This is a genomic window from Rhodococcus sp. no. 34, assembly GCF_054589475.1.
Map to the genome: position 1 here is coordinate 647,963 of NZ_BAAILK010000047.1, position 25,271 is coordinate 673,233.

22 protein-coding genes are annotated in these 25,271 nt (G+C 62.0%); 13 read left to right on the top strand and 9 right to left on the bottom strand.

Annotation, left to right across the window (positions count from 1 at the left end):
- Positions 1-17: 17 nt before the first annotated feature.
- Positions 18-488 (bottom strand): Lrp/AsnC family transcriptional regulator, encoded by a 471-nt coding sequence (locus ACYP01_RS28670; RefSeq protein WP_064113143.1) that lies wholly within the window; start codon positions 486-488, stop codon positions 18-20.
- Positions 489-642: 154 nt separating this feature from the next.
- Between ACYP01_RS28670 and pdhA the strand changes: the two genes are divergently transcribed.
- From pdhA to ACYP01_RS28695, 5 genes are read left to right on the top strand one after another with little or no spacing between them, the layout of a single operon-like run.
- A complete protein-coding gene (gene pdhA, locus ACYP01_RS28675) occupies positions 643-1,770 on the top strand; it encodes a pyruvate dehydrogenase (acetyl-transferring) E1 component subunit alpha (RefSeq protein ID WP_459683420.1) in 1,128 nt (375 codons plus the stop codon).
- A 2-nt stretch (positions 1,771-1,772) separates the two neighbouring features.
- Complete coding sequence (locus tag ACYP01_RS28680) at positions 1,773-2,777, top strand: alpha-ketoacid dehydrogenase subunit beta (protein WP_459683422.1); 1,005 nt, start codon at positions 1,773-1,775, stop codon at positions 2,775-2,777.
- Entirely contained in the window at positions 2,774-3,997 is a 1,224-nt protein-coding gene (locus ACYP01_RS28685) for a dihydrolipoamide acetyltransferase family protein (protein WP_459683424.1), read from the top strand. The genes ACYP01_RS28680 and ACYP01_RS28685 overlap by 4 nt, the downstream gene beginning before the upstream one ends.
- The gene (gene lpdA, locus ACYP01_RS28690; protein WP_459683426.1) at positions 3,997-5,376 is read left to right on the top strand and encodes a dihydrolipoyl dehydrogenase; all 1,380 of its coding nucleotides are present in this window, start codon (positions 3,997-3,999) and stop codon (positions 5,374-5,376) included. Before ACYP01_RS28685 ends, lpdA begins: the two co-directional genes overlap by 1 nt.
- A gap of 24 nt (positions 5,377-5,400) precedes the next feature.
- Positions 5,401-6,504, top strand: coding sequence for a Glu/Leu/Phe/Val dehydrogenase family protein (locus ACYP01_RS28695; RefSeq protein WP_459683428.1), 1,104 nt, complete (start codon positions 5,401-5,403; stop codon positions 6,502-6,504).
- Here the strand turns inward: ACYP01_RS28695 and ACYP01_RS28700 are convergent.
- From ACYP01_RS28700 to ACYP01_RS28710, 3 genes are all read right to left on the bottom strand, one after another.
- Entirely contained in the window at positions 6,436-7,341 is a 906-nt protein-coding gene (locus tag ACYP01_RS28700; RefSeq protein ID WP_459683430.1) for a TIGR04222 domain-containing membrane protein, read from the bottom strand. The genes ACYP01_RS28695 and ACYP01_RS28700 overlap by 69 nt on opposite strands.
- Entirely contained in the window at positions 7,338-8,246 is a 909-nt protein-coding gene (locus tag ACYP01_RS28705; protein ID WP_459683432.1) for a TIGR04222 domain-containing membrane protein, read from the bottom strand. The genes ACYP01_RS28700 and ACYP01_RS28705 overlap by 4 nt, the downstream gene beginning before the upstream one ends.
- 138 nt (positions 8,247-8,384) lie before the next feature.
- Positions 8,385-9,062, bottom strand: a complete 678-nt coding sequence (locus ACYP01_RS28710; RefSeq protein ID WP_007729052.1) for an SDR family oxidoreductase — start codon at positions 9,060-9,062, stop codon at positions 8,385-8,387.
- Between the two features lie 77 nt (positions 9,063-9,139).
- Between ACYP01_RS28710 and ACYP01_RS28715 the strand changes: the two genes are divergently transcribed.
- The 4 genes from ACYP01_RS28715 to ACYP01_RS28730 all read left to right on the top strand — a co-directional run bounded on the left by ACYP01_RS28715 (position 9,140) and on the right by ACYP01_RS28730 (position 13,381).
- Positions 9,140-10,066 carry a metal ABC transporter substrate-binding protein gene (locus tag ACYP01_RS28715; protein ID WP_030537457.1) on the top strand — a complete coding sequence of 309 codons (927 nt, stop codon included), beginning with the start codon at positions 9,140-9,142 and terminating at the stop codon, positions 10,064-10,066.
- A complete protein-coding gene (locus ACYP01_RS28720) occupies positions 10,063-10,794 on the top strand; it encodes a metal ABC transporter ATP-binding protein (RefSeq protein WP_277377755.1) in 732 nt (243 codons plus the stop codon). The genes ACYP01_RS28715 and ACYP01_RS28720 overlap by 4 nt, the downstream gene beginning before the upstream one ends.
- Before the next feature lie 3 nt (positions 10,795-10,797).
- Complete coding sequence (locus ACYP01_RS28725; protein WP_003942568.1) at positions 10,798-11,688, top strand: metal ABC transporter permease; 891 nt, start codon at positions 10,798-10,800, stop codon at positions 11,686-11,688.
- 136 nt (positions 11,689-11,824) lie between these two features.
- Positions 11,825-13,381 carry a diguanylate cyclase domain-containing protein gene (locus ACYP01_RS28730; RefSeq protein ID WP_459683436.1) on the top strand — a complete coding sequence of 519 codons (1,557 nt, stop codon included), beginning with the start codon at positions 11,825-11,827 and terminating at the stop codon, positions 13,379-13,381.
- On the opposite strand, the gene ACYP01_RS28735 is transcribed toward ACYP01_RS28730, so the two are convergent.
- Positions 13,370-14,122, bottom strand: coding sequence for a cyclase family protein (locus ACYP01_RS28735; protein ID WP_007729041.1), 753 nt, complete (start codon positions 14,120-14,122; stop codon positions 13,370-13,372). The two genes, ACYP01_RS28730 and ACYP01_RS28735, sit on opposite strands and share 12 nt — an antisense overlap.
- A 144-nt stretch (positions 14,123-14,266) precedes the next feature.
- The gene (locus ACYP01_RS28740) at positions 14,267-14,677 is read right to left on the bottom strand and encodes a TIGR03668 family PPOX class F420-dependent oxidoreductase (RefSeq protein WP_030537452.1); all 411 of its coding nucleotides are present in this window, start codon (positions 14,675-14,677) and stop codon (positions 14,267-14,269) included.
- 60 nt (positions 14,678-14,737) lie between these two features.
- Here ACYP01_RS28740 and ACYP01_RS28745 point away from each other — a divergent pair, with 60 nt between their 5' ends.
- On the top strand, positions 14,738-15,739 hold the full coding sequence (locus ACYP01_RS28745) for a PHP domain-containing protein (RefSeq protein WP_003942580.1): 1,002 nt from the start codon (positions 14,738-14,740) through the stop codon (positions 15,737-15,739).
- A 49-nt stretch (positions 15,740-15,788) separates the two neighbouring features.
- On the opposite strand, the gene ACYP01_RS28750 is transcribed toward ACYP01_RS28745, so the two are convergent.
- The 3 genes from ACYP01_RS28750 to ACYP01_RS28760 form a co-directional block, all read right to left on the bottom strand.
- Positions 15,789-17,150, bottom strand: a complete 1,362-nt coding sequence (locus ACYP01_RS28750; protein WP_459683439.1) for an HNH endonuclease signature motif containing protein — start codon at positions 17,148-17,150, stop codon at positions 15,789-15,791.
- 119 nt (positions 17,151-17,269) lie between these two features.
- Entirely contained in the window at positions 17,270-18,181 is a 912-nt protein-coding gene (locus ACYP01_RS28755; protein WP_459683441.1) for a cation transporter, read from the bottom strand.
- Positions 18,182-18,253: 72 nt separating this feature from the next.
- Positions 18,254-18,952: a haloacid dehalogenase type II gene (locus tag ACYP01_RS28760; RefSeq protein ID WP_007735269.1), complete on the bottom strand. Its 699-nt coding sequence runs from the start codon at positions 18,950-18,952 to the stop codon at positions 18,254-18,256.
- 110 nt (positions 18,953-19,062) lie between these two features.
- Between ACYP01_RS28760 and ggh the strand changes: the two genes are divergently transcribed.
- The 3 genes from ggh to ACYP01_RS28775 form a co-directional block, all read left to right on the top strand.
- The gene (ggh, locus tag ACYP01_RS28765; protein ID WP_019746148.1) at positions 19,063-20,400 is read left to right on the top strand and encodes a glucosylglycerate hydrolase; all 1,338 of its coding nucleotides are present in this window, start codon (positions 19,063-19,065) and stop codon (positions 20,398-20,400) included.
- A gap of 56 nt (positions 20,401-20,456) precedes the next feature.
- A complete protein-coding gene (locus tag ACYP01_RS28770) occupies positions 20,457-21,245 on the top strand; it encodes a glycoside hydrolase family 25 protein (RefSeq protein WP_459683444.1) in 789 nt (262 codons plus the stop codon).
- 979 nt (positions 21,246-22,224) lie between these two features.
- A partial coding sequence (locus tag ACYP01_RS28775; protein ID WP_459683446.1) for a DUF7927 domain-containing protein occupies positions 22,225-25,271 on the top strand: 3,047 nt, incomplete at its 3' end.

Below are 25,271 nucleotides of genomic sequence, written 5' to 3' on the forward strand. Positions count from 1 at the left end.
CGGCGACTATAGACGGATCAGCCGGGCAACCAGTTGGGTCCCGGACCGTTGCCTTCTTCGAAGATCAGCCACGTTTTGGTCGAGAGAACCCCGTCGAGTCCCTGGAGTTCTTCGAGAACGGTGTGGCGTAGTTCCTGGTTGTCCGGGGCTCGAACCAGCACCAGAACGTCGAAGTCGCCGCCGAGGAGGGAGAAGTGCTCGACAAACGGCAGGGCCTTCAAGGACGCCGCCAGACCTCGCCACGAGTGCTGCCTGATCGAGAGTGCCACGTATGCCGAGGAGCCGAGTCCGGCCTTCTCGTGGGCGATCCGCGTCGTGAATCCGGTGATGATTCCGGCGTCCTCGAGCCTTTCGATGCGGACGTAGGCGTGAGCGCGAGATATGTGCGCCTTTTCGGCCAGTGCACGCATGGAGATGCGACTGTCTGCGGTCAGTTCGGCGATGATGCGACGGTCGATCGCATCGAGAGCGTGCGGTTCGGTGGCCATCTGTCCATTCCTGGTTCGGTAGTCGAGTCGGTTGATGGACATATTGCTGCCCGAATCCTCATGATAGGCCGTTTGTCTTGAATCCTCGACGCTTGCTGCCATTACGTCGCCGAAGTGCGAATACTGATGGACACAACGTCTTCTGGAGGTAGAAGTGACACTTGTCGAACCCTTGGGGGAACTGCGGTATCAGAAGTTCCTGCCGGCCGATTCCGCGGTGCAGTACCTCGACCCTGCCGGAGAACTGACGCGCAGCGAGGCCCGGTACGCAAAACCGAGCGACGATCGCCTGATCGCGATGTATCGAAAGATGTTCCTGGGCAGGCGTTTCGACCAGCAGGCGACGGCGCTGACCAAACAGGGGCGCCTGGCCGTGTATCCGTCCTCGCGAGGGCAGGAGGCATGTCAGATCGCGGCAGCGATGAGTCTGGAGCCGAGTGACTGGCTCTTCCCCACCTACCGGGATTCGATGGCGTTGGCCGCCCGGGGTGTCGATCCGGTGCAGATTCTGAGCATGCTCGCCGGCGACTGGCACTGCGGATACGACCCGGTCGCACTGCGCAGTGCGCCGCAGTGCACCCCGCTGGCAACGCAATTGCTGCATGCAGCCGGAGTGGCCTACGGGGAGTCTCGACGGGGCTTGAACACCGTCGCCTTGGCGCTCTGTGGTGACGGCGCCACCAGTGAGGGCGATTTCCACGAGGCGCTGAACTTCGCCGCCGTCTTCAAAGCGCCGGTGATCTTTCTGGTGCAGAACAACGGATTTGCGATCAGCGTGCCGTTGTCACGTCAAAGTGCAGCACCGACGTTGGCGCACAAGGGCGTCGGCTACGGGATCGGCAGCGAGCAGGTCGACGGCAACGATCCCGTTGCGATGATGGCCGTCATGGACGAGGCGGCACGCTTCGTCCGCAGCGGAAACGGACCGGTGATCGTCGAGGCACACACTTATCGCATCGACGCACACACCAATGCTGACGACGCCACCCGCTACCGCGACAGCGCCGAGGTGGAAGCCTGGCTCGGGCGAGACCCCTTGCCGCGACTCGAAAAGTATCTGTGCGCACACGATCTGATCGACGACGCCTTCGTCGAATCACTGACCGAAGAGGCCGAGGCAGAGGCCGCCACACTGCGCGCCGGCATGAATGTCGACCGCCCGCACGATCCGCTCGATCTGTTCCGGTACGTCTTCGCCGAGCAGACACCGCAATTGCGAGAGCAACAAGCCCAACTCGAAACCGAACTTGCCGCCGAAGCCGCTGACACAGGGGGACACTGACCATGCCCATGCTCACGATGGCTCAGGCCCTCAACACCGCGCTACGCGACTCTCTGGCTGCGGACGACAACGTTGTCGTCTTCGGTGAGGACGTCGGCACCCTGGGCGGCGTTTTCCGCGTCACCGACGGCCTCACCCGCGACTTCGGCGACGACCGATGCTTCGACACTCCCCTCGCCGAGTCCGGCATCATCGGATTCGCAATCGGCATGGCCATGGCCGGTTTTCGTCCGGTCGTGGAAATGCAGTTCGACGCGTTTGCCTATCCGGCATTCGAGCAGATCGCCTCCCATGTCGCAAAGATTCGCAACCGCACCAAGGGCGCGCTGTCGATTCCGATGGTCATCCGTGTTCCTTTTGCCGGCGGTATCGGCGGGGTGGAGCATCACTGTGATTCCAGTGAGGGCTACTACGCGCACACACCCGGCCTGAAGGTTGTGGCGCCGTCCACGGTGGAAGACGCGTACTCGCTGCTACGTTCGGCGATAGAGGACCCCGACCCGGTGATCTTCCTCGAGCCCAAGAAGCTGTACTTCGCGCGAGCAGATGTCGAACTGACCGCACGTGAGCCGATCGGTCGCGCCGTCGTCCGTCGCCCCGGTCGTGACGCGACGCTCATCGCCTACGGTCCGTCCGTGGATGTTGCACTGAAGTCCGCCGAGGCCGCTGCAGCCGAGGGCCGGGACATCGAGGTGATCGACATCCGCTCGATAGTGCCGTTCGACGACGAGACGGTCACCGCATCGGTGCGAAAGACCGGACGCTGCATCGTCATCCAGGAAGCGCAAGGTTTTGCCGGTGTGGGTGCAGAAATTGCTGCCCGCGTGCAGGAACGGTGTTTCCACCATCTCCATGCCCCGGTGCTCCGGGTCAGCGGCTTCGACATCCCCTACCCCGCTCCCAAGCTCGAGCGTCACCACCTGCCCAGCGTCGACCGTGTCCTGGACGCCGTCGACCGTCTGCAGTGGAACGACACTCCCGACACCCGTTGGGCGGTGACGGCATGACCAATCAGGTATTCATGCTCCCCGACCTCGGCGAAGGATTGGCGGAGGCCGACATCGCGGAGTGGCACGTCAAGGTCGGCGACGTGGTCACCATCGATCAGATCGTCGTCGAGGTCGAGACCGCGAAAGCTGCTGTGGATGTGCCCATCCCGTTCGCCGGGACCGTGATCGAACTACACGGCAAAGACGGGGACACCCTGAAGGTGGGCACACCGCTGATCACTGTGAGTGGTGGCGAGAGTGTCGACGCGGTCGTTTCGGCCAACCACGAGCGCTACCGCGAAGAGGAACGCGCCGGTTCGGGCAACGTCCTGATCGGCTACGGCACCAGCGAGGATGCACCGAGACGCCGACGCAGAGCGGCTCCGTCGGTACGTGTGATCTCGCCGATTGTTCGTAAACTGGCCTCTGACAACAGTATCGACCTAGCCACGATTTCCGGATCGGGCGCTGGCGGAGTCATCACGCGCGCCGACGTCGAGGCCGGGGCAAACTTCGGCCCGGAAACGGAAACGTCACACGCGACCGACCAAAGAATTCCGATCAAGGGGCTACGCAAGGTAGTTGCCGACAAGCTGTCCACCAGCCGCCGCGAGATCCCTGACGCGACAACCTGGGTCGACGTCGACGCCACCGAACTCTTGGCGGCGCGAGCCGAGATCAACAAGTCACTGCCCGATTCCGACAAGATCAGCCTGATGGCGCTCCTGGCTCGGCTGACCACCGCCGCATTGGCGCAGTACCCCGAACTGAACTCGTCGGTCGACACGGCTCGAGGCGAGATCGTACGACACGCCCGCACCCACTTGGGCATCGCCGCGCAGACACCGAAAGGATTGATGGTACCGGTCATTCGTAATGCCGATTCACTGAGCACAGTCGAACTCGCACAGGCACTTCGGGTGACCACCGGCCTTGCCCGCGACGGCAAGCTCGAACCCGCCCGCCTGACCGGCGGCACGTTCACGCTCAACAACTACGGGGTATTCGGGGTCGACGGATCGACTCCGATCATCAATCACCCCGAGGCGGCAATTCTGGGGATCGGACGCATCATCGACAAGCCGTGGGTCGTGAACGGCGAGTTGACCGTTCGTAAGGTCACTCAGATCTCGTTGAGCTTCGACCACCGCGTCTGTGACGGGGGCGAAGCCGGCGGATTCCTGAGGCTGTTCGGTGACTACATCGAGAACCCGATCCGCGTCCTGGGAAGGCTCTGATGACAACTGCAGAACCCCACAGCGACGTCGTGATCCTCGGTGGAGGATCGGGAGGCTATGCCTGCGCGATCCGCGCCGCCCAACTCGGGTTGTCGGTCACGCTGATCGAGGCGGACAAGGTCGGCGGAACGTGCCTGCACCGCGGATGCATCCCGACCAAGGCGCTGCTGCATTCCGCCGAGGTCGCCGACTCAGCACGCACCAGTGAGCAATTCGGAGTCCGGGCATCTTTTGACGGCATCGACATCGCGCAGGTGCACGACTACAGGAACGGGACAGTCGAGCGGCTGTACAGCGGTCTGCAAGGTTTGTTGGCGCAACACAAGATCACCATCGTCAACGGATACGGGACGTATGTCGGTGGGCGAAGCATCGACGTCGACGGAACCCGCTACACCGGAACATCACTCGTTCTGGCCACCGGCTCGTATCCGCGGGAACTCCCCGGCATAGAACTCGGCCGACGGATCGTCACCAGCGACCAGGCACTCGAACTCGACCGGGTGCCCACCAGCGCAACGGTACTCGGTGGCGGTGTCATCGGCGTCGAGTTCGCAAGCCTCTGGCGCTCGTTCGGCGCCGAAGTAACGATCGTCGAGGCACTCCCCCGACTGATCGCCGCCGAGGATCCGTGGTCGTCGAAGCAGCTGGAGCGGGCATACCGGAAACGTGGAATCGTCTGTAAGACAGACACAAAGGTCGATTCCGCGAAAGAAGCAGCCGATTCCGTCCGCATCGAACTGGGCGACGGAACAATACTCGATACCGACGTATTGCTGGTCGCCGTCGGCCGCGGGCCCCGCACGAGCGGTATCGGTTTCGCAGAAAATGGAATCAGTCTCGAGAATGAATTTGTCGTCGCCGACGAACGACTCCGTGCGTCCGTGGACGGTGTGTACGCGGTCGGTGACATCGTGCCCGGTCTTGCATTGGCGCACCGAGGCTTCCAGCAGGGAATCTTTGTGGCCGAACAGATTGCCGGCAAGGATCCGATACCGGTCGCCGAACATCTGATTTCTCGCGTGACGTACTCACATCCCGAAGTTGCATCGGTCGGACTCGACGAAGAGGCGGCGCGCACGCAGTACGCCGACGTCTCCACCGTCATCTACGACCTGGCAGGTAACGGCAAGAGTCAGATCCTGCGAACTACCGGCGGAATCAAAGTGATTCGAAGCGGAACGAAAGGCCCTGTTGTCGGAGTTCACCTGGTGGGAGACCGCGTCGGCGAACTGATCGGTGAGGCGCAGTTGGCCGTTGCCTGGGAAGCACTTCCCGATGAAGTGGGGCGTTTCATCCACGCGCACCCCAGTCAGAACGAAGCGTTGGGCGAGGCCATGCTCGCACTCGCGGGAACACCACTGCACGCCCACAACTGACCCGTAGACAGGAAAGGAGATTCAATGAGTATCGACGACGAACTGCGCTGGGACGGTGAACTGACCGTCACTCGCCATGATCGGGAGACCGACACGACATTCGTGATTCGAATCGACTCCACCCGTCTGGGACCGGCGTCGGGTGGCACGCGGGCCGCTCACTATCCCTCGATCGGCCACGCTCTGGCGGACGCCGGGAAGCTCGCGGGTGCGATGACTTTGAAGATGGCTGTCTCCGACCTGCCGATGGGTGGCGGGAAGTCGGTGATCGCACTGCCCGCACCGCGCAATCAGATCGACGCCGCAACCTGGTCTCGTATCCTCGACATGCACGCCGAGAACATCGACAAGCTCGAAGGAAACTACTGGACCGGTCCCGACGTCAACACCAACTCTTCCGACATGGATCAGCTCAGTCGCACCACCAGATACGTCTTCGGTCGTTCGGTTGACAACGGTGGCGCCGGTTCCAGCGCGCACGCCACCGCTCTGGGTGTGTTCGAAGCGATGAAGGCCACGGCGCGTCGCCGAGGACTCGGAACACTCGACGGCCGAACGGTACTGGTACAGGGGCTCGGCGCCGTCGGCGGCGACGTCGTCCGTCTCGCGGCGCAGGCTGGGGCACGTCTGCTGGTTGCCGATACGGACCCGCAGCGCCTCGAGGCGGCTTCTCTCGCGGGGCACACGGTCGTTCCTGCCGGCGAGGTCCTCCGAACACCGTGTGACCTCTTTGCCCCCTGCGCGATGGGAGGCATCATCGATTTCGCTGCGGCTGCGTCGATTCCGACTCTGGCCGTGGCGGGCGCAGCAAACAACATCTTGACCGATGCCGCTGCCGGTGAGGTTCTGCGAGACCGCGGGGTTCTCTGTGCCCCTGATTTCGTCGCGAACGCAGGCGGAGCCTTTCACCTCGTGGGGCGAGAAGTCTTGGGGTGGAACGAAGACGACGTCGTCGAACGAACCCGCGGGATCGGTCGAACCTTGGACGAGGTGTACTCGTTGAGCGAGGAACGTGGCATCACTACCGAGGCCGCAGCGCTTATGCTCGCCCGGGCGCGGCTATCCCCCGCATCCACCGCCGCCGCCACATCCGCCACCCCCGCTGCAGCTGCCGCCTCCCCCGTCTGAACCGCCACCGTCCGAACCCCCGCTACTTCCGCTGCCGTCGGCACCGATTCCGGCGGCGGAGGCCAAGGCGGGATTGATCATCAGCATCGCCGAACCGGCGAAGAGAGCAGCGGACATTCCCGCCAAACGTGGTCCGTAGGCGGAGAAGGCAGGCTTGTTGCGCGGGGACAGGTAGGCGTGTGCCGTGGTCAGTTCCGAACGTGCCGCCTTGCCAGAGGTGGTTCGATCGAAGTTGAGCCCGAGCAGCGGGATGCTGAATCCGGTGACGAGTACGGCGAGAATCAGAAACTCGACGGGCTTGTCGTTGTGCAGTCCGAAAGCAATGCGGACGATACCCACGGCCACCAGGATCTTCAGCGGAACTGTGGAGAGAAAGATTGAACGCCTGGCGCTGTCGGAGGTCAGGTATCCCCGGTCCGCCAAAGAGTTTCGTAGGCGAGCTGTTTCCACCGTCATACGCTCGGCGAGTTGGCGCCGACGATGGGGTAGAGCCTGCTGGGCCAGGCGCTGGTACACGGTGAGGGTGTACCAGTCCAGGGTCTCGTCGCCAGGGCCCAACGGGCGCAGGACAGCGCCGTCGGTGGTGATCAGGTCAGCGCTACGCAGGATTGCCAATGATGCTGCGATGGCGCGTGACTCGCCGGTGAGCATTCCGACTTCCGGAGGCGTCAGTTGCTCGGCGGAATACCCGTGCTCGGTTGAGTACCCGTGCCGGCGTGCCCGGATCATCAGACGCCACCCCAGAGTGAGAACCATGAGCGTGGCCGAAACGGCTATGTAGCCGTAGAGGAAATCCTCGCTGGGGATCCCCCAGGTGTCGGCTGCATGCGTGCTCATCCCCCACACCCCCCGCCGCCGCAACTGCTCCCACTGCCGCCACCGCCGTCCGAGCCGGATGATCCGGATGAGGAGCCACAACTGTAGTAGCTCGAACTTCCGCCACCCGGGCTGTACGCGGCGCCCGCAGCTACCGCTCCCGCCAGCGCCGGATCGATCAGAACCAGAGCGCCCGCACCGAAGAGCGCCGCCGACAGCCCGGCGAGCGAGGGACCGTAGCTCGTGTACGCGGGCCGCAGTTTCGGTGAGAGGTACGAGTTTTCGTGCTTGAGGCGTCGAAGCTCGCTGTCTCCCAAAGCTGTCCGACGACGCTTGATGCAAAGAAGTGGAATCATCAGAGCGAGAACGATGATGGTGAGGAGCAGGAACCCGACCGGCTTACCGCCGGCGATTCCGGCGACGAGACGGACTACGCCGAGAGCAATGACCGCCACGATCGGAACGGTCCGAAGGGCAGCGGTCAGACCGTCCTGCTGGCGTTGCAAATATCCCTCGTCGATCAACGTCGTACGTAGTTGTGCGAGTGCGATGTTCAGCCGTCCCATCAGACGCACCTGCCGCAGCGGGACCTTTCCGTTGCCGAGTCGCTTGTGCACCGTACGGGTGAACCAGTCGAGACGATTCTTGTCCTCCGCAGTGAGTGCCAGCTTGGTCTTGCCTTCGGTGCTGATCAGCTCGGCGCTGCGCAGAATAGCCATCGACGCCAGCACCGCTTGGTAGTCACTGGTCAAGGCACCGATCTCGGGAGGAGTGAGCGGCCGACGGACAGCGTCGACGACCACCGGTGACCGGCGCGCAGTCATTCGGCTGTACAGCGAGAGTCCGATCGCGACGGCAGCCGCCACCAGGTACCACTGAAGGAAAGTCTGGCTGGGGATCCCCCATGTATCCGTATGATCATGCATCGCACACCACCTCTCGATGAACTCCTGAGACAAGTCCAGTCTCTTTGTCCGACAACTGATGTCAGTATCGGGCCAGTGCCCGGAAAAGCGATATCCGGATGGCCATCGTCACCATTCCGTTACCGCCGAACTGGGGATTTACCGGCCGGTAGGTCGAAGCACGATCTCCGTGGGGTGTGCGTCGGACGGTGTTTCGACGGCAGTGAGTACGGCACGCGCCACAGTGGAGGCTTTCAGGAAGCGCTCAGGGTCGTACTCGTCGCCCTCACCCGCGACGATGTCGCGCTGCATGTCGGTGTCGATCCGTCCGGGGTGAATGGAGGTGACCCGCAGTGCCGGCTCTTCCAGGCGCAACGCATCTCCGAAAGCGCGCAGGGCGAACTTGCTGGCCGCATACGAGCCCCAACCGGCGTTGGCGCGCAGTCCGGCACCCGAATTGATCAGCACGACGTGACCTCCAGCCGCACGAAGCGCGGGCAGGAGAACCCGCGTGAGTTCGGCGACGGCGATGACGTTTGCCTCGAGGGTGCGTCGCCACTGATCGACCGAGGATTCCTCGATGGTTCCGATGTCGGCCACGCCGGCGTTGTGTACCAGCACGTCGAGCGTCGTGATGGACGAGGCGGCGGCGGCGACGGCGTCGTAGTCCGTGAGGTCGAGGGGTAGGGGCGTCGATCCGGGCAGTTCGGCGCAGATCGGCTCGAGGGCCTGTGCGGATCGTGCACCGAGCAGCAGGTCGTGTGTCGGCGCCAGTTCGCGTGCGATGGCAGCTCCGAGGCCGCGACTGGAACCGGTGATCAAGGCAGTAGGACGCATGGTGCGAGCCTATCGAGTGAGGATTGTTCGGCTAGACGAACTTGTGTATTTGTTTACCCACATATTAGAGTTCGACCATGACGACACGCGACGCGAAGAACTTCCGCCGCCTGGGAATTGCCGCCCTCGCCGCCCTGCTTCTGTCCAGCTGTTCTGCGGTGAGTTCTGGCTCCGACGACGACCGCCCGGTGGTGCTCACCACGTTCACCGTGCTGTCGGACATCGCCCAGAACGTTGCCGGCGATCATCTTCGCGTCGAGTCGATCACCAAGGCGGGGGCCGAAATTCACGGCTACGAGCCGACGCCCGGAGACATTCGGCGGGCGAGCGAAGCCGATCTGATCCTCGACAACGGCATGAACCTCGAGGCGTGGTTCGCGAAATTCGTCAACGGACTGGACGTGCCACACGTCGTGGTCAGCGACGGCGTCGAAGGCATTCCGATCGCCGGCGACGCGTATGCGGGCAAGCCCAATCCGCATGCATGGATGTCTCCGTTGAATACACAGATCTACGTCGACAACATGGTGACTGCTTTCAGCGACCTCGACCCGGACAACGCCTCGGCATTTGCGGAGAACGGCGCGAAGTACAAGACGGAACTGCAAGCAGTGCAGGACGGCCTGGTCAGTGGCCTGGCGGCATTGCCCGCAGGTCAGCGCGCACTTGTCAGTTGCGAGGGTGCGTTCTCCTATCTGGCCAGGGACGCGGGACTCAGCGAGGCGTATATCTGGCCGGTCAATGCCGAGCAGCAGGCGACGCCGCAGCAGATCATCGCCGCGATCGACTTCGTCCGAGCCAATTCCGTTCCCGCCGTCTTCTGCGAGTCGACGGTCTCGGATGCCCCCATGCAGCAGGTTGTCGGGGCGACCGGCGCGAAGTTCGGCGGAACGCTGTACGTCGATTCGCTGTCCGAAGCCGACGGTCCCGTGCCCACCTACCTGGACATGATTCGCCACGACACCGATGTCATCCTCGGCGGTCTGACCGGCGGTAAATCATGAACGATGCCATTCGCGTCGAAAACGTCAGCGTTCACTACGGCGAGGTCCACGCACTGGACCACGTCGATCTGACGTTGAACTCGGGTAGCGTCTGCGGACTGATCGGTATGAACGGTTCAGGAAAGTCGACTCTGTTCAAAGTGATCATGGGGATGATCAAGCCGGACAACGGTTCTGTCAGAATCGCCGGTCTCGACGCAGCCACTGCGCGCAAGAGCGGCCGCGTCGGATACGTGCCGCAGAGTGAAGACGTCGACTGGACCTTCCCGATCAGCGTCCGTGACGTCGTGATGATGGGCAGGTACGGCCACCTCGGGTTCTTGCGACGTCCGCGGCGTGCAGATCGCGAGGCGGTGGCAGAGGCCCTCGAGCGGGTGGAACTCACCGAATTTGCGGATCGTCAGATCGGTCAGCTCTCGGGTGGTCAGAAGAAGCGCGCGTTCGTCGCACGCGGCATCGCGCAGGACGCGTCGATACTGTTGCTGGACGAGCCGTTTGCGGGCGTCGACAAGCGTTCCGAGGCAACGATTTCTACGCTGCTACGAGAGTTGGCTTCCGACGGCCGGTCGATCTTGGTCTCGACCCACGATCTCCACGCTGTGCCGAAACTCTGCGACGAGGCGGTACTGCTCATGCGCAAGGTCCTGGTGCATTCCGACCCGGACACCGTGCTGCAACCGGAAAACCTCGCCCTGGCTTTCGGTCTCGACGTGATGGACAGGACCTGATCGATGAACCTCGTAGAACTCCTACTTGATCCTCTCCAGTACGGATTCATGGTGCGCGCGTTGGCCGTTGCGGTTGTGGCAGCGGTTGTCTGCGCGGTGCTCAGTTGTTGGTTGGTGCTCATCGGGTGGTCGTTGATGGGCGACGCCGTCTCGCACGCCGTGCTGCCGGGTGTTGTCCTCGCTTACGTCGTCGGCGCACCATTTGCTATCGGGGCCTTGATCTTCGGGTTGATCGCCGTAGCGCTGATCGGACTGATCCGTAACACCAGTCGCGTCAAGGAAGACGCCGCGATCGGTATCGTCTTCACGACTCTCTTTGCGTTCGGTTTGGTTCTCATCTCGGTGACCCCCAGCCAGACCGATCTCAACCACATCATTTTCGGCAACCTGCTGGGGGTGAGCTCGTCAGATCTTCTGCAGGTCGCGATACTTGGCGCGTTGGCGTTGAGCATTCTGTTGATCAAGCGTCGTGATCTGACGTTGTTCGCCTTCGACCCGATCCATGCGAACGCGATAGGTCTTTCGCCCAAGCGCCTGGGTGCGCTGCTACTCGGCGTCCTCGCACTCACGTCCGTTGTGGCGTTGCAAGCCGTCGGCGTCGTGCTGGTGGTGGCGATGCTGATCATCCCCGGCGCGACGGCCTACCTCCTCACCGACAAGTTTTCGCGGATGCTGGTGATAGCTCCCGTCGTTTCCGCAGTCTGCGCGATTGCCGGTATCTACGTCAGCTACTACCTCGACACGGCTTCCGGTGGCATGGTCGTCATGACGCAGGGCATCGTGTTCGCTCTGGTGTACCTGTTCAGCCCGTCGCAAGGGGTGATCGCGAAATGGACCTCGCAGCGGCGTAGGACCCGAGCGGAATACAGCGCCGCGGCGTACGAGCCTTCCTGATCGTTCGTCCAGTTAACAATCCGCTACCAAATCGGGTAGGTTCGTACGGGCATTCGTCACCACGAACATTCCGGCCGCAACGATGCCGGCTGCAAGACGATCGGTGGTGACGCCTTGAACACCGATGGGTTCTTCGATGACGCAGTTCCGAGCGCGACGCACGTGGCTGGTTCTCGGCGTCGTTGTCGCGGTCATCGCTCTCGCCGGATCCGGGCTGCTCAGCCCACGAACTTCGGTTCTGGTGGACGATATCGCCCAGCTCGTCGGCGGAGCCACCGCAACTGCGGTCTGTTGGTGGACATCGCGGCGCTATCACGGCGTCGAGCGTCGTTGGCGAACTCTGATGGCTCTGGGTATGGCCGGCTGGACTCTCGGGATGTTCTTCTGGGCGTTCTACCGCTCGGTTCTCCACGTTCCACTTCCGTCGCCGTCGATCGCGGATATCGGTTTCTTCATGTTCCCGGTGTTCGCCGTGCCGGCGCTTCTGTCGTTGGTGCGTCAGTCGCCCCGGCGTGAGGCGATCGGTCCGATCCATCTCTGGCTCGTGCTGACGCTCGACGGCCTTGTCGTTGTCGGTGGATTGTTCATCCTCACGTGGACAACGGCCCTGGGCGCCGTCGTTCATACCGGTCCGACGGGATCTCTCGGGTTTCTTGTCGCGGTGATGTATCCGATCACCGACTTCGTTCTGATCGCCATGGTCTTGCTGATGGTCATCGGACCGAAGGCCGTAGCAGAGATCCGTGAACCGCTGACGTTCCTCGGGTGCGGGTTGGTGATGCTCTCCCTATCGGACAGCCTGTACGCGTACTTGGTGGCGATCGGCGCCGAGAGTATGCCGACCATCGCCGATGCCGGGTTCATCGCGGGGCCGCCGTTGATCGCCTTGGCGGCGCTGACGAAGCGAACCGAGCCTCGGAACCGCAACGCGCCGCAGCGGTGGCGAAGCGATCGGACTCAGTTGCTGCTGCCGTATCTGTTGATCGCGGTGATCGCGACGATCGTGACTGTTCAGGCGCTGATCGTCGGCAACCTCGATGCCGTGGTCGTGATACTCGGCGTCGGCGTGTTGGTTCTCGCGCTGGTGCGCCAAATACTCACGCTCCTCGAGAACGACGCGCTCCTTCAACAGATCTCCGCTGCCCAGGACGAGCTGAGGTACCGAGCACATCACGACCCACTCACCGAGCTTGCAAACCGGGCCGCGTTCGACGAACACTTTGCGAGCGCCATCGACGACTATCGCCAGACGAACTCCGATTGGGTGCTGATGCTTGTCGATCTGGACGACTTCAAACAGATCAACGATCGATACGGGCACCCGGCCGGCGACCGGTTACTGGTTGCTCTCACAGCACGTCTGCGCGAAGCGGTTCCCGAGGGTGCGTTTGTCGCCCGATTCGGTGGCGACGAGTTCACAGTGCTCCTGCAGGGCACGATCGACGACGCCGTCGTCGTGGCTCGCCGGATCGTCGACGCACTCAGGTCCGATCAGACTGCAGACACATCGGTGTCGGTGGGTGCGAGCGTTGGTGTCGCGCATTTCGAGTCCGCGCAGTTCGAGTTTGGGGACGAACCGCTCAGCGCGCACACTCTTCTTCGCCAGGCCGATGCGGCGATGTACGAGGCGAAGAGAAGTGGGAAGGGCGCGGTCGTTGTCTACGGCGACCGTCGCAAATGGTTATCGCCGTAGTAGTGCGAAAATCGTTGCCGGTGAACCCGATCCGGCCTTGTTGATCGCACCACCGACAAGGATGCTAGCCCCGGTGGTTGGCAGGGCGGCAAGATTGTTCAAGTTCTCCAGGCTGATTCGATGCTTGTCGTACAGGATTGTCGAGACGGGGTAGGTTTCGTCGTTTCCGAGGTCGGGACCGAACGTGTCGGTTCCCAATGCTCCGCGGGTGCCCAAACGGCCGGTGTCTATCAGCCACCGCGCCGCGTCCACCGAGAAGCCGGGCTGGTGGGTGACGCCCTCGGCATCGGAGTTGGCATATTCTTCGCTACCCCAGCGCGATTCCCACCCGGTCCAGAGAACTACGGCCGCTCCATCGGGGATCTTGCCGTTGCGCGTTTCCCATTCCTGCAGGTCCGCGACCGTGAGCGCATAGTCCGAATCGGCGGCAGCCTTGTCCCGGATGTCGATCTTCACTGCGGGGAGGAAGAGGTCCGCCGGATCGAGTTGGTCGGCTGTGAGGCCGCCTTCCTGGAAGTGTGCGGGTGCGCCCCAATGCGTGCCCGTGTGCTCACCTTCCTTGACGTACTGGAGGTAGTAGCCGTCGTCTGCGATGGTGGCCGCTGTGTCGAGAGTGAACTCGGGGTCGCCTGGAAAAACCGGCGTCGTCGCCGGGTCGTTCACGTGTGAGAGCGAAACAACCGACAACTGTTCGTTCAACGGACTTGTTGCGTCTTGACTGCTTCCGGAACTGCTACCCATGTCGATCACCTGAGGTCCCGCTACCAGCGCCAGACCTGTGGCTGCGCGCTGAAGTAACTGCCGTCGTTTCATCGATCCCCCGCCAATTTGTCCGAATTGAGAGTGTTGCAATCACTTTCGCTCCTTGAACACTAGGACAGAACCTTAGGCTGCTGCGGACCATGACGACCACTCCACATCGCGGACAGCTATCACCTGTCCGTGCGGTCGGTGATCTACGTACTGCGGATACTTTGCGGCCAAAGCATCGATCGCGCTCTCGGACTCCTTGGTGCCGGGGTCGAGAACCTCCGCATGTCCGTCGACGCGGACCCACCAGAGCGCGGACCAGTCGTCGTCGTAATGATCGACCAGCAGGCTTGCGCGCCCCGTCTCGGTGATGTTCCGGAGCCTGCGAAGAGCGGTCGTGGTTTTCGGTTTGTGGTCGACACAGGAATAGACGGTGCCGCCCACCAAGACGAATACCAGCGGCACGATGTGCGGAACGCCGGCCGCATCTGCCGTTGCCAGGTGAGCCACCCGCGCGGCTTCAAATCGTGCTCTCGGGTCGTCCATATTCACAGCGTAAGGGGATCAAGGGTTGCCGCGAGCCGCTGCTGACGGAACAGTGGTCTCATGGAACCGGATGAAGCGCTTCGGGAGATCGCCTACTGGCTCGAACGATCACGCGCTGAAACGCACCGCGTCAAGGCCTATCGCCGAGCTGCGGAGGTCTTTTCAGGATTGTCCGACGAGCAGAAGGAGTCTCGCCGGAAAGCCGACAGTTGGAAGGCCCTCACCGGCATCGGGCCGAAGACTGCCACGATTATCGCTCAGTCGTACGACGGCATCCCCGAGTATCTCGAGGAACTGCGGGGGCAGGCTGAGCCCATCGGCGACAGCCCATTGCGACAAGCGCTGCGCGGCGACCTCCACACCCACTCCGACTGGTCCGATGGTGGAAGCCCCATCGAAGAGATGATGCGACGCGCAGCAGCACTCGGCCATGACTACTGCGCCCTCACCGACCATTCGCCTCGCCTCACAGTTGCAAACGGGCTGTCCGCGGAGCGCCTACGGTCTCAACTCGACGTGATAGCCGGGTTGAATGCCGAACTGGCTCCCTTCCGCATTCTCACGGGAATCGAGGTGGACATCCTCGAGGACGGTTCACTCGACCAGGATCCCGATCTGCTCGACGAACTCGACATCGTGGTGGCGAGCGTCCACTCCAAGCTGCGGTCCGAACGCGAGGCGATGACCCGCAGAATGCTTGCTGCAGTGCGAAATCCGCGTGTCGATATTCTCGGGCACTGCACCGGGCGTCTTGTCGAGGGTGCTCGCGGAACCCGGCCCGAGTCGCAGTTCGACGCAGAGAAAGTGTTCGAGGCCTGCCGAGAATCAGGGACCGCCGTCGAGATCAACTCCCGACCGGAGCGTCGTGACCCGCCTTCGCGTTTGATCGAGTTGGCCCGCGATCTCGATTGTCTTTTCTCCATCGACACTGACGCCCATGCCCCCGGTCAGCTGGCTTGGCAGGGCTACGGCTGTGACCGGGCCGAAAAGTGCGGTGTCGAAGCCGATCGGGTGATCAATACCTGGACCGCCGAAGATCTTTTGGAGTGGGCAGGCAATTGAGAGCATGCCGGAATGGGTCACCGAGGCGTTTGCTCGGTGACCTCCGGGTTCAGAGTCGTGTGGTGGAGCGGCGGGGTTTCCGGTCGGGGTCGATGCCCGGTGGTGGGATGAACCAGGGCAGGTGATCGGTGCCCATTCGGATTTCCCATTTGCCGGTGAATCCGGGTTTTCGGTGCATCAGGGTGTGGTGGGTTCGGCAGAGCAGGACCAGGTTGTCCATGACGGTTGGTCCTCCTTTGGCCCAGTGTTTGATGTGGTGGGCGTCGGTCCAGGCGGGGACGCAGTCGCAGCCGGGAAAGGCGCACCCTTTGTCGCGGGCGATCAGGGCGGTGCGTTGTGCCGCGGTGACAAGCCTTTTGAGTGGGGTGACATCGAGTGGGGCACCGTTTCCGTCGAGGAGGACGCTGGAGAGCATGCAGTCACAGGCGATCATGCGGGTGCGGCCGACGCTCAGTGGTCCCATCCAGGGCATGTGGCCGACATCGAGATCTTGTTTGTCGAGATCGTGAAAGTCGAGATCGAGCATGCCGGGATCGTCGTCCTCGGACGGGACAGGTGTTGAGCCATCACCCGTTGTGGCGCATTCACGGTGGTAGGCCAGGTCTTTGGCGTTGATGTGTACGTTCAGGTGTGGGCGTTGGCCGCCGTCGATGCCGGTGGCAGCGTTGTCGAGGTAGCGTCGGATGAGTTCTGCCATGGCGTCTGCGTTGCGTGTGGCGGCGGGTCGTTTGTCGGGTGTGCCGTCTTCGGCGGGGGTGGGCATGGAGAGGTTGGAGAGGGCGGAGAGAAGCATTTCGCCGGTCATTCCGTCGAAATCGCCTCGGACGGCGACTCTTCCGTTGAGGGTGGGGGAGATGCGCAGTTCGTTGCGGTCGGTGTCTTCGCTTGGTGGTGGGTCGTCGGATTCGAACATGTGCTCGAGGACGCTGATGGCGTAGCGCAGTTTGACGGTGGTTGCTTCGGTTCCCGATGCTGCGGCGAGGAGTGTGTCGCGGCAGTACGGTAGTGCGGCGTCGGGCATTGCCTTGGGTGGGGATTCGCAGAACGCCACGATCAGTGCTGCGTGCTCGAAAGTGAGGTCACCGGCATCGAATTGGTCTTCGATCTCGGGAAACGACCGTAGCGCTTTGCCCAGGGCTGCGATTCTTCTGCCGGTGGAGATCTGCAGCATGGTGTGGTTCGCGAGCCATTGTCCGGTGCCGCGGTAGCAGAGTACTTGTTCGTCCGGGTTCAACGTCAGGGTGTCGACAGCGGCCAATCGAATGGCTTCCAGGCGAAGGATTTCCGCTGACGCGGTGATGGCGATCTCGCGGACGTCGCTGGGGTGAAGCCGCCACAATCGTCCGCGCACACCCACGGCGGAGTTGTTGACCACGTCGGTGACAGCATCTTCGGTGATGTTGATCGTCATGAGAACCCCCCGTTCCACCTCCCATCATACTCGAACATACTTTCGAGTCAAGGGCTTTTTCGAGAAGGTGAGGTGGGCCCGGCCGTCGTGATTCTGTTGTTCGAGAGCAGATTCCGTCGCTAGAGCATCAGCGCCGGATCTGTAGTCAGTTCGATGTTCAGCCACGGTTCGTAGGGGAGATCGGCGAGGCTGGTGGCGAACGAGCGTCGTACTGCGTCTTCACCGTCGATGTCCCAGCTGTGTGGCGCGACCATGAACGTCGCTTCGACATACAGCTTGCGACCCACCTTGCTCATGGTGAGAGTCGGTTCGTCCAAACCGAATTCGTCGCGGACGACGGCGATGGCTTCGTGCACGCGGGCCTGAACGTTTTCGCCGGGAGCACCTTCGAGGAGTTCGATCAGTGCGGTTCGCAGAAGTGCGTACGGTTGCGGGACCAGCATCGCACAGCCGAGGAGGACCAAGACGGAGTCGACATATCGGTCGGCGTCGGAAAAATCGGTGCGGCCCAGGATCATTGCGACGACAGCACCGACCGCGACCAGCGCGCTGAAGGCAGCCGACGCTCCCCATTGCCTGGCTTCGGCGACGAGCAGATCAGATGTGCGGTCGACTTGTCCGACGTAGCGCCAGATGATGATCGACACCACTGCGCTGACAGCGCCGTATGCCACCAGAGACCCCGCGGTGACGTCGGCTCCGCCCGCGAGGATGACACGAACTGCCTCGACTGCGGCGTAGGCGAGCGTCGCCAGTAGTGCCATGCCCTGGACAGCGATGACGACCGGGATCAATGCCTCCTTTCCGAACGGGAAGCGTGCGGTGGGGCCCGAGTCGGCTATCCGCGAGACCCGCAGTGAGATCGCCGTCAACACCATTCCGATGAGGGCGTACACACCGTCGAGCAGGATCACCTGGGACTGCGAGATCCAGCCCCAGAATGCGGCGAGCACAGCCAACGCCGTTGCGACCAGAAGCGAGTACCGCAGGGCCTTGCGTTCGCGGGTAGCGCTGTCTTCCTTGGTGCCCATGAATTCCAAACCGCCTGTCCGTTTCGATATTCCTCCACGTAGGAATACCAGCAACGACGCGCAGGCACGGGATCAGTGGACCAATTGCGCTGCCAGATCGAGAAAGTCCTCGGCGTTGATGTCGAACTCGTCGGAGAAGGACACATCGGGATTGCCCCTGGCTCCGAATTCGAGTGGTCGAGCTATGAAGGCTGTGCGGAATCCGAGAGCTTTGGCCGCCCGGATGTCATATTTGTGACTGGCAACCATCATGATCTCGGCCGGGTCGTACCCGAGATATCGAGCAGCCAGGTGGTAGATCTTCGGATCTGGTTTGAAGACGCCGGCCATTTCGGCAGTGAAGACGGCATGCCATGGCAGATTTCCGTGCCGGGAGATGCTGACTGCGGCATTCACGTCGGCGTTGGACAAGGCAGCGATTGTGTACTGCTGGCGCAGGGTTGTCAGGCCGGCGACAGTGTCGGGCCACGGGTCCAGGAATTTCCAGGCGGTGGTGAGTTCTTCCTGTTCGGCATCGGAAAGTTCGATGCTCTCGCGGGCCAACAGCTTGCGCAGAGCCTCGCGGTACACCGAATGTACTGTCACCCATTCGCCTGTGGAATCGTCGGCCTCGGAGGTGTTCGCGAAGTACTCAGCGCGCCAGAGATTGACGAATCTTGGCCAGTCCACGTCGGCGTCGGTGATTCGACGGGCCTCTCGGCACAGTGTGCTGTGAAAATCGGTCGCTGTGCCCTGGACGTCGAACAGCAGTGCTTTGATCTTCTCGCGCACTAGGCCTCCACTCCGAGATCACCTGACGGACTTCCTTCATTATTGCGGCTGCGGCGCCGGATAGGTGCTCGGTGAGCGCAAAGGCTCGACGCGTCGCAAAATAGACATCTATGGCAGACCGCGGATTTACCCCGACTCAGCTCGCCGCCCGAGCTGCCTACCTGCTGCGCGGAAACGACCTGGGCACGATGACCAGCGCTGCCCCGAAGCTGTATCCCCACATGTGGAGCTGGGACGCCGCGTTCGTGGCGGTAGGTCTGGCGCCGCTCAGCGTCGAACGGGCGGTAGTAGAGCTCGATACCTTGCTCTCGGCTCAGTGGAAGAACGGAATGATTCCGCACATCGTGTTCGCGAACGGTGTCGACGGCTACTTCCCCGGCCCGACGCGGTGGGATGTCAATGCGTTGGCAGCGCATGCTCCTTTGGGTACCGCTACATCGGGAATCACCCAACCCCCCGTTCACGCGATCGCGGTGCAGCGGATTCTCGATCATTCGCGTCGGCACGGACGTACGACGCGTGCGGTCGCAGAAGAGTTCCTCGACCGGCGCTGGAGCGATCTGGTTCGGTGGCACCGGTGGTTGGCGGAGGCCCGCGATCTCGACGGCAACGGCCGTATCGCGCTCTATCACGGGTGGGAATCTGGGATGGACAACTCTCCGCGGTGGGATCTGGCGTACGCGAATGTTGTTGCGGGACAAGTTCCTGCGTATCAGCGTGCTGATCTCGCTGTGGTGACGGACCTGTCTCAGCGGCCCACGGATCACGAATACGACCGCTACCTTTGGCTTCTCGAAGAGATGAAGGCCGTGCGGTACGAGGACTCGCAGCTTGCCACAGCCATGAGTTTTGCCGTCGAGGACGTGTTTGTCAGTGCCGTCTTCTCGATGGCGTGCGACGTCCTGGCGACGATCGGCGAGGAGCATTCCCGGCCGAACTCCGACGTCCGAGATCTACGCGGGTGGGCAGATCGATTCCGGCAGGGCGTGATTGCCACCACCGATGAACGATCGGGTGCAGCAAAGGATTTCGATCTTCGCACCGGGCGATGGGTTCATACCGAGACCATCGCGATGTTTGCGCCGTTGCTGTGCGGCGGCCTGAGCCGCGATGCCGAGCGCGCTCTGTTGCGCACTTTCGAGGGGCCCAAATTCTGTGGTCACCCGGACATGCGGTTTGCTGTCCCACCGTCGACGTCTCCGGTTTCCGGCGATTTCCGTCCTCGGGAGTATTGGCGTGGCCCGGTGTGGCCGGTGATCACGTGGTTGTTCTCGTGGGCGTTCGCGCGTCGGGGGTGGGCCGAGAGATCGCACGTCTTGCGTTCGGAGGGGTTGCGGCAGGCCAGCGATGGCAGTTTTGCCGAATACTACGAGCCTTTCACCGGTGAGCCGCTCGGCAGTATGCAACAGTCGTGGACCGCTGCGGCTGTTCTCGATTGGCTCGGTTGAGTGAACATTCCCTGAATTAGGGGACAAAACGGACTAGTCGACCTTAGTCTCGGGAAATGGTCGAGCGACGGATCGTCAGGACACTGGGCAAGCTCACCCCGATCGCGATGGCAGCTGCCATCGCGATCACGGCACCTGGCCTCGCCGCTGCCGACGCTCCCCGCGGCCCGGCCGACGCTCCCCGCGGCCCGGCCGACGCTCCCCGCGGCCCGGACGTCTCTTCGTGGCAGCACGTGGACGGAACCGGAATCGACTGGTTCCAGGTCAAGGCGTCAGGGCACGAGTTCGCGATGGTCAAGGCCACCGAGTCGCTCAACTACGTCAATCCGTACTTCATCCAGGATTGCCTGGTCATGCGTGCTGCCGGCGTCTCGCGCGGGGCCTACCACTACGCAGACGTTCGCCAGTCCCCCGAAGCCCAGGCCGCCTTCTATTCGGCGATCGTCCTGGGTATCAACGGACCTGGTGACCTCCCGCCCGTCCTGGATCTCGAGGACGCGAAGGGACTGCCCGCCGGACAGGTCATCGACTGGACTCATCGCTACCTGAACACCGTCCAGGCACTTACCGGGCGGCAGCCCATCATTTACACGTATCCCAACTTCTGGCGCACTCAGATGGCCAACACCACCGAGTTCAACCACTACCCGCTGTGGATCGCCGATTACAACGGGCAGAACGCACCGGGGCCGCTACCCGGCGGTTGGTCCAACTGGACTTTCTGGCAGTACACCAGCACCGGACGCATCCCCGGAATCACCGGAAACACTGATATCAACGTCTACAGCGGAGCCCAGGGCGATTTCGATCGCTACGCCAACAGTGTGGGGTTCGGCAGCAGCTAGTTTGCGGCGGGGCCCTTGGCTCCGTGGTGCCCGGTTCGGGCCCTTTCGCCCTCGATGCATTTGCCTCGAGGCACGCGGAAGGGCCCTTTTTGGCACTCTTGTGACGCTTGGCTGGTTAGTCCGGTTGTTGCTCGTCAGTTACGAGAATTCTGCCGGGCGGTAGCCACGGTCGCTGAACTTTCGACTAGCTGAGCAGGATCGGAAAATAGCTACGGCAGAAAATGAGCAGAACTGCTCTGCCTGAAAAGCTACAAAACGGACTTGAAGTTGGGTTTGAATCGAAGGCGGCCGCCCGGTTTCGGGCGAAGTTGGTGCCTCGCAATCCAATTATCGGAGCCTCGGGATGCTTCGTTACCGGCAGCCGTCGCTGAGTGTGGTCTGGACCAATTCGATCAATTTCGACGGGCTCGCACGCGTGATCGGACTCCATGCAGGACGGGGTTTCCGAACGTCGTTCGAGGGTCTGTGGCGCATCCAACAGGCCTTATCCATATTGGGCATTTGTCCAGATTCCATATCTTCCTCGAGGTTGGTCGTCACCCGATCTGGTCAGCGGAAACGTTGAATGTCATCGCGTTCGCCGCGGTGCCGCACTCCGAGGGCTGAATTGTCCGCTCGGACAACACTGCTCCTCGAAGCTTGTCCGATCTACGAACAAAAACGTCGATCGGTCTGCTTTGTCCGACTTTCGATGGGCAAGCTCCCGGTTATCTGTTATCTTGATCCTGATAACTGGAAGGTTGCTCTCGATTTGCACGGATTTCGAGGGCCAAGGTCCTGTTCAGGGCGGCTCTTCCAACACGCAGGTGTTTCCGAAGAGGAGCTCGAATGACAGGACCGGCAACAGCGTCCGGTGTGAGGTCGATCAGCCGAAAACAGGCGGATCGACCCGAACCAACCGATCAATCGGGAGTTCGCGCCAGCGCTCTCGCATCTCCGTCCACCGAACATCGATCAGGCACATCCTGGGGAGTAAGAAATGCCTAACGACATACCGCCGACAAAGTCGGCCTTATTCACCGCAGGGCTCCCGCCCTGGGTGCGAGCGTGGACGGTGGTATGGACCGCCATCGCGATGATTCTCGGTATCTCCGGCGCGACGGCAGTGGTTGCGTCAGCGCAGCCGGCCGCGACGCTCGGCGGTCCCGTTCAGGCTCAGGCGCCGGCTCGTGCTGCTGTCCTGCCGGATGAGCAACCGCCCACGGGCTGTGCGTTCAGTGCGCCCAATACCGGCAATCTCTCGCAGAACATCTGCTGGATCGATATGTCGACGTTCAACCAGGCTGCCGCAACCTCAGCAGCTGGACAGCCGATGACAGTCAAGCTGACGGATATCTACTCCATCAGCTTCAACGCCAAGCTGGTTAACTCGATCGACGGATCCACGACTAAGCCGCACACGGGTGTTGCTGCGTACCCGCTTCCGGCGTTGCAGGGCCTTTCTGCGCTCGGGGACGTCGCCTACAGTGGTGTGCCGTCGGCGGTCAAACCTGCTCTGTACCAAACCGTTCCAACAATGACTGGGGGTAATCGCGTCCAGTCAGGCGGAACGGTCAAGCTCGACAACATTGTCATGAATGGTCCGAACGGCCCTGTCAACAACTACGGACTTGTTGTCGCGGATGCGGAATCGACAGACCCAGTTGCCGCAAACAACAAAGAATTCCTGTCATTCCAGTCGGACAAGAATTTTCGCCTGATCGATCGCACCATGGGTGTGTCCGGTGATCCTAATTGGCCACCGATTCGGGCGTGCAACGGCATTGTCGGCGGAGCCGATGGTCTGACTGGGGTAGGTACAACTTCGGTTCGATGCGATTCATGGTGGGACAACAACGTCAGTAAGAATTACTCGCCTGGTGCGGTGGTGCTGGCTGCGACAGCGCCGACTTCCTTCGCGGGCACTTTCGGAAACACCACAGCTGACACGTCCCGACAGGGTGTTGCCTTCGGTATCTTGCTGCCCAGGGTCAAGATCGACAAGGAACTCACTCGGGTCAGCCCCGGCGACGACTTCACCATCGGAACAAGCACTGGCACTTTCGCTGATGCAAATGCCGCGAACGGTCAGGTGCTCAAGAGTACCGATACCGGAGCTACGGATACCACCGCTTCCACCGGTTGGCGGATGCTCCTCGCTGACACGACACCTACCCCCGTCACATTCTGGGAGAAGCCCACTACCTCGGCAACCAAGACCGCGAACTACGCGACGAAGTGGGATTGCCAGGTAAACGGTGTGGCCAAGAACCTTCAAGTTGGTGGAGTCGCGCAGACAGCATTGGCGCCGGGCGACAACGCATACTGCAAAATCATCAACACCCCGGTCCTCGTGAAGAAGTCGTCGTCACCACCTACCGGTGAGACGGTCAACATCGGCAACACGATTACCTACACCCTGAATTTCGAGAATCCCGGTACTGCGCCGGCGACGATCGACTACACGGATCACCTCGCCGACGTCATTGATGACGGAACGGTTGCGGTCGGTGCTGCAACTGGCGGACTCACCGCCGCATTGAACGGCGCCGACAAGATCAAGGTCGGCGGCACGTTGCCGGCCGGCGGCAAGGGGACCGTCACATACACCGTCACTGTCAAAGACGGCGGCAACAAAGTTCTGAACAACTATCTGGTTCCGGGGACTACAACTCCCCCCACAACATGTGATCCTGCAACCAATCTCTGCACGACGCATCCCATGCCTGGTTTCACGCTGACCAAGACGGCTGATCCGGTTTCCGGTTCGACGATTCAGGCCGGCGACACCATTACGTACACCGTCACCGGTGCCAACACCGGCAAGACGGCCCTGACTCCCGCGACGATCACCGATGATCTGAGTGCGGTTCTCAACAATGCTGCTATCGTTCCGGGCTCGCTGAAGGCGACCATCGACGGTGCTCCTGTTGCTGCTCCGACTCTGTCGGGCAGCACTTTGTCGTGGTCCGCGAATCTCCCGGCCGGTAAGTCTGTTGTTCTGACATACCAGGTGAAGGTCAATGCCGGCGTTGCCGCGGGAACGGTCCTGAACAACAAAGTCACCGGTACAGCGAAGCCGCCGACCGGTCCGGACATCACTCCTCCTCCGGTGGAAACGAATCACTCGGTTCCAGGTTTTACGCTGGCGAAGACTGCCGATCCGATTTCCGGTTCGACGGTTCAGGCCGGCGAGTCGATCAAGTACACCGTCACCGGCACCAACACCGGCAAGACGAAGCTTGATCCGGTACAGATCAATGACGATCTGGGTGCGGTTCTCAATAATGCTGCTGTCGTTCCTGGTTCGCTGAAGGCGACCATTGACGGTGCTTCTGTGGCTGTTCCGACTTTGTCGGGTACGACGCTCTCGTGGACTGGTGTGCTCGAGGCCGGTAAGTCGGTTGTCCTGACCTACGACGTGAAGGTCAACGACGGTGTTGCCGGCGGGGTTCTGATCAACAACAAGGTCACCGGTACTGCGAAGCCGCCGACGGGTCCGGAGATCACTCCTCCGCCGGTTGAGACGAATCACTCGGTTCCCGGTTTCACTGTCGCAAAGACAGCGGATCCAGCGCCGGGTACTGGCGTCAATGCTGGTCAGACGATCACGTACACGGTGACGGGTACGAACACCGGTAAGACGACTCTTGATCCGGTGGTGTTGACCGATGATCTGTCGAAGGTTCTCGACAACGCGACGTTGGTGGACGGTTCGCTCAAGGCGACTGTCGACGGTGTCGACGGTGCTGCTGCTCCGACCCTGTCGGGTACGACGCTCTCGTGGACCGGTGCACTCGAGGCCGGTAAGTCGGTTCTTCTGACCTACCAGATCAAGGTCAATGCCGGTGTTGCCGGCGGGGTTCTGATCAACAACAAGGTCACCGGTACTGCGAAGCCGCCGACGGGTCCGGAGATCACTCCTCCGCCGGTGACGACGGAGCATCCGGTTCTGTCTCCGAAGATTGCTGTGGTGAAGTCTTCTGATCCGGTGTCGGGTTCGAATGTTGTTGCCGGTCAGGACATCAAGTACACGCTTTCGTTCAC

Excerpts from the sequence above, each read along its gene's own strand:
- ACYP01_RS28730 (WP_459683436.1), top strand. The coding sequence starts at position 11,825 with ATGACGCAGTTCCGAGCGCGACGCACGTGGCTGGTTCTCGGCGTCGTT.
- ACYP01_RS28715 (WP_030537457.1), top strand. The coding sequence starts at position 9,140 with ATGACGACACGCGACGCGAAGAACTTCCGCCGCCTGGGAATTGCCGCC.
- ACYP01_RS28670 (WP_064113143.1), bottom strand. The coding sequence starts at position 488 with ATGGCCACCGAACCGCACGCTCTCGATGCGATCGACCGTCGCATCATC.
- ACYP01_RS28725 (WP_003942568.1), top strand. The coding sequence starts at position 10,798 with ATGAACCTCGTAGAACTCCTACTTGATCCTCTCCAGTACGGATTCATG.
- ACYP01_RS28720 (WP_277377755.1), top strand. The coding sequence starts at position 10,063 with ATGAACGATGCCATTCGCGTCGAAAACGTCAGCGTTCACTACGGCGAG.
- ACYP01_RS28705 (WP_459683432.1), bottom strand. The coding sequence starts at position 8,246 with ATGCATGATCATACGGATACATGGGGGATCCCCAGCCAGACTTTCCTT.
- ACYP01_RS28680 (WP_459683422.1), top strand. The coding sequence starts at position 1,773 with ATGCCCATGCTCACGATGGCTCAGGCCCTCAACACCGCGCTACGCGAC.
- ggh (WP_019746148.1), top strand. The coding sequence starts at position 19,063 with ATGGCAGACCGCGGATTTACCCCGACTCAGCTCGCCGCCCGAGCTGCC.
- ACYP01_RS28755 (WP_459683441.1), bottom strand. The coding sequence starts at position 18,181 with ATGGGCACCAAGGAAGACAGCGCTACCCGCGAACGCAAGGCCCTGCGG.
- ACYP01_RS28745 (WP_003942580.1), top strand. The coding sequence starts at position 14,738 with ATGGAACCGGATGAAGCGCTTCGGGAGATCGCCTACTGGCTCGAACGA.
- ACYP01_RS28700 (WP_459683430.1), bottom strand. The coding sequence starts at position 7,341 with ATGAGCACGCATGCAGCCGACACCTGGGGGATCCCCAGCGAGGATTTC.
- lpdA (WP_459683426.1), top strand. The coding sequence starts at position 3,997 with ATGACAACTGCAGAACCCCACAGCGACGTCGTGATCCTCGGTGGAGGA.
- ACYP01_RS28685 (WP_459683424.1), top strand. The coding sequence starts at position 2,774 with ATGACCAATCAGGTATTCATGCTCCCCGACCTCGGCGAAGGATTGGCG.
- ACYP01_RS28770 (WP_459683444.1), top strand. The coding sequence starts at position 20,457 with ATGGTCGAGCGACGGATCGTCAGGACACTGGGCAAGCTCACCCCGATC.
- ACYP01_RS28695 (WP_459683428.1), top strand. The coding sequence starts at position 5,401 with ATGAGTATCGACGACGAACTGCGCTGGGACGGTGAACTGACCGTCACT.
- ACYP01_RS28735 (WP_007729041.1), bottom strand. The coding sequence starts at position 14,122 with ATGGGTAGCAGTTCCGGAAGCAGTCAAGACGCAACAAGTCCGTTGAAC.
- ACYP01_RS28750 (WP_459683439.1), bottom strand. The coding sequence starts at position 17,150 with ATGACGATCAACATCACCGAAGATGCTGTCACCGACGTGGTCAACAAC.
- ACYP01_RS28740 (WP_030537452.1), bottom strand. The coding sequence starts at position 14,677 with ATGGACGACCCGAGAGCACGATTTGAAGCCGCGCGGGTGGCTCACCTG.
- ACYP01_RS28710 (WP_007729052.1), bottom strand. The coding sequence starts at position 9,062 with ATGCGTCCTACTGCCTTGATCACCGGTTCCAGTCGCGGCCTCGGAGCT.